General features: G+C 64.8%; 9 protein-coding genes. 2 read left to right on the top strand and 7 right to left on the bottom strand.

Features of this window, described 5'->3' with window-relative positions:
- Window positions 1-2: 2 nt before the first annotated feature.
- Window positions 3-1,553: an AAA family ATPase gene (locus tag ABD333_RS37605; RefSeq protein WP_344547361.1), complete on the top strand. Its 1,551-nt coding sequence runs from the start codon at window positions 3-5 to the stop codon at window positions 1,551-1,553.
- A 762-nt stretch (window positions 1,554-2,315) separates the two neighbouring features.
- Window positions 2,316-2,801 carry a hypothetical protein gene (locus ABD333_RS37600; RefSeq protein ID WP_344547360.1) on the top strand — a complete coding sequence of 162 codons (486 nt, stop codon included), beginning with the start codon at window positions 2,316-2,318 and terminating at the stop codon, window positions 2,799-2,801.
- Between the two features lie 306 nt (window positions 2,802-3,107).
- Here the strand turns inward: ABD333_RS37600 and ABD333_RS37595 are convergent, their stop codons facing one another.
- From ABD333_RS37595 to ABD333_RS37565, 7 genes are all read right to left on the bottom strand, one after another.
- A complete protein-coding gene (locus tag ABD333_RS37595) occupies window positions 3,108-4,283 on the bottom strand; it encodes a transposase (RefSeq protein ID WP_344547359.1) in 1,176 nt (391 codons plus the stop codon).
- A 26-nt stretch (window positions 4,284-4,309) separates the two neighbouring features.
- Entirely contained in the window at window positions 4,310-4,783 is a 474-nt protein-coding gene (locus ABD333_RS37590) for a transposase (RefSeq protein ID WP_344547358.1), read from the bottom strand.
- A 530-nt stretch (window positions 4,784-5,313) separates the two neighbouring features.
- On the bottom strand, window positions 5,314-5,601 hold the full coding sequence (locus ABD333_RS37585) for a hypothetical protein (protein ID WP_344547357.1): 288 nt from the start codon (window positions 5,599-5,601) through the stop codon (window positions 5,314-5,316).
- Between the two features lie 7 nt (window positions 5,602-5,608).
- Entirely contained in the window at window positions 5,609-6,229 is a 621-nt protein-coding gene (locus ABD333_RS37580; protein ID WP_344547356.1) for a hypothetical protein, read from the bottom strand.
- Window positions 6,230-7,308: 1,079 nt separating this feature from the next.
- Entirely contained in the window at window positions 7,309-8,472 is a 1,164-nt protein-coding gene (locus ABD333_RS37575; RefSeq protein WP_344547355.1) for a zeta toxin family protein, read from the bottom strand.
- A 1,266-nt stretch (window positions 8,473-9,738) separates the two neighbouring features.
- Window positions 9,739-10,509: a type II toxin-antitoxin system RelE family toxin gene (locus ABD333_RS37570; protein ID WP_344547354.1), complete on the bottom strand. Its 771-nt coding sequence runs from the start codon at window positions 10,507-10,509 to the stop codon at window positions 9,739-9,741.
- 3 nt (window positions 10,510-10,512) lie between these two features.
- On the bottom strand, window positions 10,513-11,064 hold the full coding sequence (locus tag ABD333_RS37565; RefSeq protein ID WP_344547353.1) for a hypothetical protein: 552 nt from the start codon (window positions 11,062-11,064) through the stop codon (window positions 10,513-10,515).
- Between the last annotated feature and the right edge of the window lie 106 nt (window positions 11,065-11,170).

Genomic DNA, 11,170 nt, shown 5'->3' with positions numbered 1-11,170 from the left:
AAATGGCGGAACGCGACAGCCGATATGACCGCTACAACGAATTGATCCGCAGCGTTTTCGGGCACCGGGCGGACAGCGTCCTGGCCGACTCAGCGTGGCCGGCGCTTGGAGCAACGCTCGCCCGCGCGGAACACGAGGGCCTGCCCGTGGAGACCGTGCTGCGGGATGCTGTGTCCCAACTGATGGACCTGGAGAGTGCCCGATCCGTTCCCGCCCTCGTGACTTGGCGAATCTGGGAGGATCTCGCCGCGACCCACACGTGGTCGCGTCACAGCCGCGCGGAGAGGTTGCACAACCAGTCTCCAGGGCATTCGGTTCCGCCTCCGGACGCGCCGCCCAGCGAGGCCCCTCGTAGCCGCGAGCGAAGCAACGGTCGTTTCATTGAGGCCGTGAGGGACGTGCTTGGGGCGCATGCCGAGAAGGTCCTAGCCGATGAGCAGAGGTGGCCCCGGCTCGTGGCCACTCTGCAGCGTGCTGAACGTGACGGCCTACCTGCGCGCCAGGCATTGCAACAGGCCGCAGATCAACTCGAACGGCTCGACCGAGCTACCTCGGTGACCGCCCTTGTGAACTGGCGAATCAGCAAGAATCTGGACAACCGCGAGCGGTCGCAGGGGGACCCACCTGGCACGCGAGCAGCCTCACGCCGAGACGGCGCCAGCAAGGGAACTTCGCCAGCCGCGGAGTCCTCCCCCACCGGCGATGAGACTGGCAAGCCATGGTTCTTGCGCGAGTTCGGAGATCTGACCGATCGCGAACTTGCCGAACGCATTCCTCAGTCGCAGACCGACGGCATTGCCTACAGCCGCCTGGCGCGCCAAGCCAAGGAGTCCGCAGAGGCCGACATGCAGGCGGCACTGGCTCGCAACGGACCTGGGGTACGCGCGGTCACGGCTCACCACGAGACGCTCAACGCCAGGGCCGAAGCCATCGGGCAGCTCACCGCGCTGAACAGCAGTTACCGCGACCTTCTCGACGAGGAACGGGCGGCACGTGAGGAGATTCGTGGCATCCAGGCCAAACTGGGGCAGCGGAAGTTCGGCCTACCGATGTTCCGTGGCCACGCGCGGCAGAGGCTGTTGGCGAGGGTCTCCGACCTCGAGAACACCATCGAACAGATACCAGGCCGGCTCGTCGCTCTAGATGCGCGCCGTTCTGCACTGGAGGAAGCGGCGGGCCCTGAGCATCGCCGTGAGGCGACCTATCGGGAATGGCTGACGACGGAGGCCGAGTGGCCTCGTCCGCTGGAGACCGCTCGTCTGAGCGACATCGCCGATGCGAACCAGGCACGGGAGATAGCCGATCAGCTCCAGCATCGAGCTGAGGAGCATTCGCAGACCCACGAGCAGTTGCTGGCCGAGGTCGGCCTCCGTCAAACGATGCCCGCCAAACAGGCCGCCGTCGAGGCGGCCGAACGAACGAACGACAGGAAGTTTCGCGCGGAGCGCGCCGCGCTCCAGCCTGAGCTGAACCGCTCGGAGGCGCGGATGCAGGTGGTGACGTCGGAGGCGTACTCGGCTGCCTACGCCAAGCACTGGAGTTCCTCAGTGTGATCTGCCCGAGCCGGACGCATCCCATGATCGCGGCCTGCCGGACACGAGCCAAGTCCCAACAACGATCGCAGTGGTTTCCGCTCATCACCGTCGGGCAATGAAATCTTGATCAACGCCCGATGATCGGGGCCTGCCGCCTTTGGGCCGCCCGAAGTCTTCGCCGAGCCTCTAGTCCCGAGCTCGCGCTGGTCTGCTTCGCCGGCCGCCGACAGGGATCTCAGCTTGTTATTTAACGTCTGACCTGCGTGTTCATAGGCCTGTTGTTGCTGTGGGTAGCCGGTTCAGGCTTGGCGTCGGGGCTTGGTTCCTTTCCTGTGATGGGCCGGACGTGCGTAGGCTTCGCCGGTGGCCAGGACCCGGCCAACCTCCTGCTGTTTGACGCGTCGGCGGTTGGTCACGCCCCGAGGTCGTCCGGGGCCCGGTCGGGAGGGTTTAGGAGCACGGGCGGGACGAGCCAGCTTCGTGCGTAGGTTCCGAAACCCCCGGCGAACGCGGGCGGGAGTGAGCCGGTCGGAGCGCAGCTGGCGTTCCCAGGGCCGCCGCAAATCGCGGGCCAGCCCACGCGCCAGGCGCAGTTGGGCGTGGGCAGCCAGGATCAGCCAGGTCCAGCGGTCGGCCGCCGCCGACGATCTCCGGAGGGCGGAAACATGCCTTCCTCCAGCAGGTTCGCTGTTGCAGAATGAAGGCTCTTGCTCAGGCGCAATCCCCTGTGTGTCCAGAGACTGATCCAGGTGCCGGTGACCCCACCCTCGGGAGGTCGCAATGTGGCGGTGGTTCCGCAAGGCCGCTGTCCAGAGGAAGCAGGCGGCGCGTCGGGGCATCCACGTGCAAAAGGTGCTTGTCGCCTGGGAGGAGCGCGATCTGGAAATGGTGCGCTCTGCTCTGCACGACGCTCTGCAGGAGTGCGATGGATACGAGCTGATAGCGGTCTTGGCCCAGTACATCGACATGCGGGAGCTGGCCGACGCCATCGACCAACGCCCGCCCGGGGATAACCGCCGCCCCCGGTACGTGCGGAGTCCCAGACCGTATGACCGCGATCGGTGGGAGCAAGAGTTCAAACGGGACTGGGAATCCTATGAGGCGGAGCTTGGGCGTGAGCGCCGTTCCGTCGAACGGGACCTCAACCGGGTCACCGACGAGACGGCGGCTGAAACCGATCAGCGGATCGCAGACTATGTACGTCGAGCTGAGTTGGACGCTCGACGGCTCAAGGACGCGCGCGACCAGTATTGGACGCCGGACTAGCCGAACTGTGGTGAGAACGGGTTCCCATCCTGAGCCTCACATGAGCGATCTTCGGGTGGGGTGATGCCACCAGCGGGGGCATGGTGATGGGCCTCTTGCCGGTGGTGTGCTGGCGGGTATGGCTGCGCTGCTGCGCGGCGAGTAGCCGCGGCAATGAGTGCCTGACGCTGTCGGGGATCTTGTTCGGGCCCGTGGCGGGGTCGCTCGTCGGAGGACGTCGGGAAGGCGATCACAACGCTCAGGCGTTGCGAGAGACCCGAATGCAGGGTTCGTGAAACGGCTGTTCGTTAGGCGGTTGCGGGTGGATCAGCCGGTTGCGCGCCACGATCGCTGGCGTGGGATGTACTGCCAGTCCAGGAAGCCCTGGAGGGCCGTCGGAGGTCGCGGATGGCGCTCCGGGGCGGACGTCAGCTGGACGTTGATGCGCTCGATGTTCACTGCGATGGCAGTCAGGACGTGCTGAACGTGGGCTTTGTCTTGGCTGCGGTATCGACACTGCCGCATGCCGTGGCCCTGGACGAACTCGCTGATGGTGCTCTCGATCCCGGCGCGCTTGGCGTAGCGCATCTTCCACTCTCGGGTCTGCTGTTCGGCTCGGGCTGCGGTCTGGAGTTCGTGCAGGTCGTGAGGAAGAAAGGTCAGTAGCCGGGCCGCGCTTCGGGTGCACTGGGTCTTGATCGGGCAATCGCGGCAGTCTCGCTTGGAGAAGTTGACCTGGACGTAGGGAGCGAGCGAGGGCGAGGTCAGCCACGTCGGGCTGGTGTTGCCCTGGGGGCAGGTCACTTTCTGGTGGTCCCAGTCGATGGTGAAGGCGTCGCGGGTGAACACGTTGCCCTTGCGGGATCGTCGGGTGGCCTTGGCCTTGACCGGTCCAACCAGGTCGACCTGGTGGTCTCGGGCGGCGCGGTCACGCAGTTCGACGGAGGTGTAGCCGCCGTCGACCAAGTGCTCAGAGGGCAGCAGGCCCCGTTGCTTCAGCCGAGTATGGATCTCTGGGAGTGACCGGCTGTCGTTGACCGTGGCCCGAGTTGTGGTGACGTCGGTGATGATCCTGACGGTGCCCTCGTCGCAGGTTTCGGTGACATGCGCCAGGTAGCCGCGCCAGCGTGTTCCTGCGCGTCGGGCGTAGCGGGCGGTCAGGTCGTAGGGCGAAACGATGGCGATCGAGGAGGGCGGTAGACCGGCTTCGCCAGGGACGCGCCATTGGACCCGGTCGCGGCTGTCGATCCAGTAGTTCTGGAGGAAGATCTGCCGCAGGGCTTGTATCTGCGGACCGTCCCACAGTTCGGGCATTCGGATGCGGACGTAGCGCAGCAGCAGGTTGGCGTCCTCACCGGTGTCTTTGATGCGGGTCCTGGGGCGAGTGGGGTTCTTGCCGAGCCGGGCGGCGCGTCCGTAGCGTCGACCCCAGTCCTCGGTGACCAGCCCGATGAGCTTCTGCGGTGCGGCTCGGCGGGCGAGTTCCTCCAGGGCGGCGCGCATGGCTTCGGTGACCAGTTCGAGCCGGGTCAGATCCCGGACCGCAGCCAGTATGTGGGTGGAGTCGGTTCGCTGCTGGCGCCGCGTTCGGCGATCAGGCCGTGGGCTTTGATCCGCTCTAGGGCGAGGTGCAGCAACTGGTCGACACGTCCATCCTCGGCCAGGCGTTCGCGGAAGTCGGCCAAGACACTGTGGTGGAAGCCGGGATCGTCCAGCTCCATTGCAAGGGCGTACTTGAAGTCTATGCGGCAGCGCACGGCCTCGGCGGCTTGCCGGTCAGACAATTCCAGGAGGAACTGCAGGACACACACGGTGGCGAGTTGCGCCGGCGAGAGTCCCGGCTTGCCGTCCCTGGGGTACCACGCGACGAAATCCTCATCCCGCCATAGCCCGTCCAAGTGGTCGCGGATGCACATCGCGGTGGTGCCGTTGGGGTTGCTGGCGCGGGCAACACGAGCGGTGAGTTCCGGGATCTTTGCGCCAGAACGGGGGCGGATGCACATCTGGTCACCTCCGGGTCAGGGATGAGACCACCGTTCCACTAGACACCGCCACATGTGACGATTCGCGCCGGAACGGTAACGGAGAGAACCGCCCGCCTTCCTGGACACCTCATACGTCTCCGACCTCTTCCGCCTCATCACACTCACAAGAAGCGTTCGCAAGGCCGTTGCAAGATCCAGAACCTGACGCGTCCAAAGAGCCCTCAAGCCTGCTGAACAGGCAGATCAACAAAATGAGGCAGAGACGGAGAGGCGAGGCGGCCGCCCATTCTGCCTGGGTTTCTTCAAGATCCCCGACAGCGTCAGGCACTCAGGGCCACCTGTAGGAGCAGGTCAACTGTGGTGAGCCCAAATGTGTGAAGGCAAGTCGACGATCACCGGTTCATACTGGCCCCTGCGTTGTTCATGTGCTCGGGAGCTGGGTAGCGCTCAGAGCTGTAGCGGGGTTGGCGTCAAGTAGAGACAGCAGGTGATCCTCGGACAGGAAGATCAGAATTCCGGCCCCGGTTTTGAGCCTGATACCGAGTCTGTCAGCTGGCCGGCCGATGCGTGAGCTGCAGCTGGAGGAGCTGGAGCATCGCGTCGCCCTCAGCTTCGTGCTCGCTCAAGTACCGATCGAGCTCGGCCTGTTCGGCAGCTCGGGACTCTCTGCGGCGCACGAGTTCGGCCTCGGGCACCGCGCTGGGGCGGAGCCGCGGGTAGTCCGGATGGTCCGGCCCGATCTCCACGCTGGTGTGGGCGATGCCGCCCACTCGGGGATCGTGCTCGGCGCGGGGAACGCGCAAGCGCCCGTCGGGTAGCAGCACTACCGGTGTCACGACGATGTCACCTCCTGCCGATGCCGAACGTAGCGCGGTGAAATGAGGCCACCAAGTTGATCAATACCCGGTCGCCGCCAAGCCAATCGGACAACTCCACGGTAGCGGGCTTGGCGCACGCCGCCAATGAGTCAGCGAAGAACTCACATGAGCCCAAGGGCGCTGGTGCTCGGTGCAGGTCCTCAGTCAGGTAAGGCAGGCACGTCTCGTAGATCGCCCGCCACAGCGGCTGATCAGAGATCAGCCCCCTTGGCGGTCCATGGAGGTCGTCCAGGGCGTGGCCCACCTCGTGCAAGGCCACATCAGGCGTCGGCGTGGGCCGGTCGCCCAGCAAGATCGATTTGGACACGTAGGCCCCGCCACAGTCCTCCCAGCGGCCACGACCGCTGGGCAGGGCAAGACCCCGCAGATGACCCATGGCGTCGAGATCACAAACGCTGCCAGGCCCGATCCAGATCCCATAGAGGCCGTCGGCCAGCGCCTGCTTAATCGACGCTGGCAGCGCAGCCAGGCTTCGGACAACCTCGACTAGCGGCGAGCTGGGTGCGGGGGTATCTGGAGTCCACTGCCGCCACGCGATGCGTTCCAACTCGCCTGTATGGAGCCTGCCATCGCCTTGATCGGGCATGCCGGGGGGATGCGGCAGGCAACGTGGTGGACGTTCACTTTCGGTTACCGCAGAGACCGGGGGTCCGGGGGGCACCTGGGAACGGTACAGCCTTGGGAACCGAATGCGACGGATGCATCGACTTCGTGGAGACTGTCTGGAGCCACCTTACACCTTAAAGATCTACATCGTAAAGGATTCGGGCATGGTAATTGACCCCAACGCCAGAAGGGATCTGGGCCGCATCACCCCGCCACCCAGCTCGTGCGTCAGAACCATCAGATGCCCGTCCAAATTGATCACTGTCGGGAATGAAAAGAGCTTTCCACTGCCGACCGGAGATTCACCGACCGTCGGGGCGGGTTAGCAGTGGGTGTGAGGTTCGGGCAGTGGGTGGGAGTTGGCCTTGATGAGGGCGTCGCGCGTGGCGGGTGCGGGATCGCCGCAGTTGCAGTTGGGGCAGGCGGACATGGGAGCGGTGATCCCAGTCCAGCACTCCTGGCAGCTCAGGTTCTGGCGCACGGTGAGCAGCGCGTTCTTGGGGTCGGGGAGCGGGAACGGAGCGTAGTCGATGGTGACCGTAGCGCCAGGGAACGCGGCGCCGACTGCGGCGACCAGGTCGTCCTCGGGTGTCGCCGCACGCGGCGTCGGTGAGCGCGACCAGGGCGCGGTCGGGCGTCAGCCGGCCGCCGCCACGGCAGTGGTGGCCCTCGACGGTATACACCTGCGCCTCGTCGCCCTCGGTGTACTGGACCGCGATCCGGATCGTCCAGTTGCCGAAGTGCGGATCGTCGGTGGCGGGTTCGGGGACGTCGGCCAGCGCGGCGGCGGCCTCGGATACCGCCTGCCGCGCGTAGGCCCACCGGTCTCGAGGCGTTCAGGCCCATCCGGGTGAGGGTGAAAAGTCACTGGTTGGCATGAAGAGGCCGCCGGCAAATCCCAGGATCGAGCACGATCTCTCGGGCTGAGCCGTACCGCCGTCGGCTGCCGGGACGCTAGCTGCAGCTGTACGGCGGCGCTCGACCAGCCTGCGCTGCGCCGGCGAGGTCGGTCTCGCGTGAGCGCAAGCCGAGGTCAAGGACGTGCGAGGACGCTCATTTTCAGATGCTCTGTGTGTAGCTGCGATGCCACTCCTCCAGTGAGAACTCGCCGGGCGGCCGGTAGGCGCTGTTCTCGCTGCGCTCCGGCGGCCGCCCAAACAGCGCGATGCCCAGTTCCGATTCCAGTCTGTCCAAGGTGCGAGCTTCCTCTCTGTAGGTTTCCGTCCGGGCCTGGAGTTCGGCGATCGCCTGCTCGTCAGCCTGCTGAGCTTGCGCCACAAGGTCAGGATGGGCTTGGGGCCCCAGCGCGCGAACGGCAGGGCCCTCGCCCCGCTCGACCGTCGCTATCCGCTTGGCCGCTTCCGCCGCGAACCGGTCCACGGTCCGCTGCTGGGTGGCTTTCGCAGTACGGATCGCTTGCTGGAGCTCAGGAAGCAGGTCATCGGCGAGTTCGTAGAGGAGATAGTCGATCAGTTCATATGCCTCATTGAACTCGGCCGCGGACCACGGTTCCCGGCGCAATTGCTCCACGATACTCCGAGGTGATACTTCCTGGTCCCAGGGGTCGTCAGCGTTCAAGGGATTGGTGTGCACAGGTTGCAGGGTGCGGTCGAGTACCGTTATGCGATTCACCAGCCGGTTGCGATAGATATCATCTATTGTCCAGCCATCGTCGGCATGGTAGAAGTCGCTGTAGTCCTGCAGTGGAACCCACCTACCATAGCCAATGATCTCTCGTTCCTCCGTATATCGTTTCAGTCGTCGCAAGTTACATATGGCTTCGTCACCAGCGATGAAGATTGCCTCAGTTTCCCACCCATCGCTCATCATCTGGAGTGATGCCTCGGCATGCCAGCCACTCACCACCAGGTCCAACTTCTGTTGCATCGCATACAAGATGCTCAAGTCGTACCAACGCGCAAGGTCGCCCGATATCTTGAATTGCGCTGAGCGGTCGTCCTCCAAGGCCAAGGTCTCGTACGCGGGGTGGTGTGCCGCAAAGGTGTCGGCGTCCACGGATGCTTGAGCCGTCATCGTGCTCTGCAACGTCGACTTCAGATGAGCTGGTGGGGCAATGATCCACGTTGCCCTGGGGGGTGGCTCGCCCTCACGTCTCTGCGCGGGTCCGGAGGCGAGGGACGCGCCGGGGCCTGCAACCGCGGGCCAGATCTCGTCACGGAAGATCCTTGCGTTCTCGAGGGGGGTCAGTTCCTCGTGGGTCACGGAAGAGACCCCGTCCTCAGCTGCGCAAGGACGGCCGGATAATCGGCAAGGATCTGCCTGCAACGCTCTTGGTCGAGAACCGTAAGTTCCCGCCGTTCCTGAACGAACCGTTCTTTGACTTCCAAGACCCCAGCAACGTCCGCTTCCTCAGCCTGGCTTAGGCGGGACGAACAGGCTGCGACGAGCGCTCCGAGCAACTCGCTCGCACTGACGTATCTAGCCGAGTCTTCCGCCGTCCACTGCGGACTTTCTGGCCTGGGGATCATGGCTTCTCCCTTCACTTCGTTCTGCGAGCTTCTGTCGAGGGCGCGGTCAGACTCATGCGCACGGCGGTCGCTCTGTGAAGGCGGGCTAGGCGGTCCCTCAGCACCCCTTCCGCTGCTGGGTCCCGGTGATCGGCGACACAATAGAGGACCGCTTCCCGGATCATCGTCCATCGCCTGGGCGAGCTCGGTGTGGTCCACGGCGCCGAACCCAGGCTGCCAGGCAACGGTTCCACCGCTCGCGGCGCGGTCCGCGCGGGGCCGATCCACCGCATCGGCATCCGCTCGGTGGCCCCGTCAGCCGTCGTCCTGGCCGACGCCGACCAGCCGAAGCGGCGCCAGCTCCACCCGCGTTCCCGGCGTCGGCCTCCAGGCACGGTCGACCCTCCGCGCCGTAGCTGACCGGTAAGCTCAGCGACGTCCGCGCGCTGATTCTCAGCCGTACCTTGGCCCCGCGCCACTGGTGTCGTCGCCAGCGACACCATCCGCGACTCTCGGCGACGATCTCCTTGCTGTATGAGGTCCAGGCGTACCGGCCCGCGGCAATGGCCTCACGGACGTAGTGGACGTAAGGGCGGTCTCTGTCGCCGGCCATCTCGGCGTCGTAGGCACGTCTGATGGCCACCGGCAGTGTCGTGCCCATCACCGCTGTGGCCCCCTAGAACTCATGATCGCGAGCATGGCCCTAGCGGCAACCAGCACTACGATCACGCCCACGACGCCTACGACGACCAGGGCCCAGAGCATGACTCTGGCCGTGACTAGCAGTGCCGTTTCCCACCAAGGGCGGGCCGCCGCCCTGAGATGAGTGGGGAAAGCTGGCAGCTTGAGATAGGACGAGGGCGGCGGCTGAACGACTTTGAAGGGCCGAACAGGCGGCGCAGTCACCAGCAGCGAGCCGAGATGCGACTCTGGCGGACGCAGTCCGACAGTAGAGCGGCGTCGGCGGATACTGACCTTGATCATGAGGTCTCCATGAGGCAGAACGGACTGGAACGTACCCCTACAGGCTTCTGGATGGTCCGGGAAGGTCGTCCGTCCCTGGCAGCGGATCGTAGGGTTCCTGGTGTTGTTCTTGGCTTTGATTGTGTTCGCTAGAGGGCGTGGTCGCCTGCTCAACGGCGTGGTCCTCGCGCAGCTTGCGGGCGGCCTCGCGTAGCTGTCGCGCAGTGCTGCGGTGTTGCTGCGCCTTATCTCGCACTGCGGCGAGCGCCTTGACGTCGGCCTCCTCTGCGTCTTGCAGAGCTTGGGGACTGGCTCCTCCGAGCGCGCGGATGGCCTTGACGGCAGGTCCCTTGCCGCGGTCGATAGCGGCTTGCCGACTTTGGGCATCGCGTTCACAGGATTTGGCGGCCTGCCGTTCCTGGTTCGCTGCCTTGTCAAGCTCTTTGGCCTTAGCGAGGACCGGATCAATCTCGATCTCTGGCTCTATGCGCTGGATTCGGCCGAGTCTTTCGGCCGCCCAGCGGTATACCTCTGAATCCTTGCGTGGACCGATCGCAACGATCTCTACGATCGGCAGGCTTTCACCGGTGGGTCGAGGCTTGTATCGGTAGACGATCCGCCAGCGGGCCAGTTGCGGTTCTGTGTCAACGTAGAGCCTGCGTAGGTCAGCCAACTTCCGTTCGAGAGGTGGACCTCGCTCCTCATCGGTGACCAGGCTTTCAATCCGCCAGAGCACAATCTGTTTCAATCGTGCGCTGGGTAGCTGATTGATGTCCTGGGTGATCTCATTGCGCAGAACCAATTTGAAGCGGGGCGGTCTCCGGGCCACGGGTTACACCGGCTCCTCCCCAGGGCCATCGCCCTGCTCCAACGAGCCGGCACTGAACTCTCGACTTCCCTGGTCCAAGAATCCCGGGTCCAGGCCGACGCGCTCGGCGAGTTCGTCCACCGTCAACGTCATTAGGCCGACGCCGGCGTCCGAGGCTGCTAGCCGTGAGGCAACCTCGAATCCGGTCAGGACTCGATCCACTTCATCGGCGATCAGGGCGTACTGCTCGATCGATAGCAGAACTCCTTCTGGCTTTCGGTTGCCGCGTCCGGCGTGAGCGCCAATGGCGACCGGGGATGCTTCAGCACCTTCCATGCGGAATGAGTGCAGTGCGGAAGACAGGCCCTTGCGCGCCTGAGTGACGTCCAAGGTCGGCATGTTCACATCCTCGGCGGCGAGCTCGAACAACGCGGCCGACATCAACACTCCCTCAGGTCGGCGTTGGGCACCGACGACGATCGGCGTTGCCGCAGCGCCCAGCGTGCGGAACGTCTGCAACACTGCTGGCAGTGCTACACGGGCCTCACGGACTGTCAACACAGGACGAACCTTCATAGAGCAATGATAGTTAACCTGTACGCCTATGTGTACAGACTTATTCTTCGTGGCTCCGGACCCGCCAGCGGTTCGGTCCTGGATGGCGAGCGCACGGCCCCCGCTG

This window comes from Actinomadura fulvescens (assembly GCF_039533225.1).
In the GTDB taxonomy this organism is placed as follows: domain Bacteria; phylum Actinomycetota; class Actinomycetes; order Streptosporangiales; family Streptosporangiaceae; genus Spirillospora; species Spirillospora fulvescens.
Note: the sequence above shows the minus strand (reverse complement) of the source record. Positions and strands in the feature narration are given on the sequence as shown.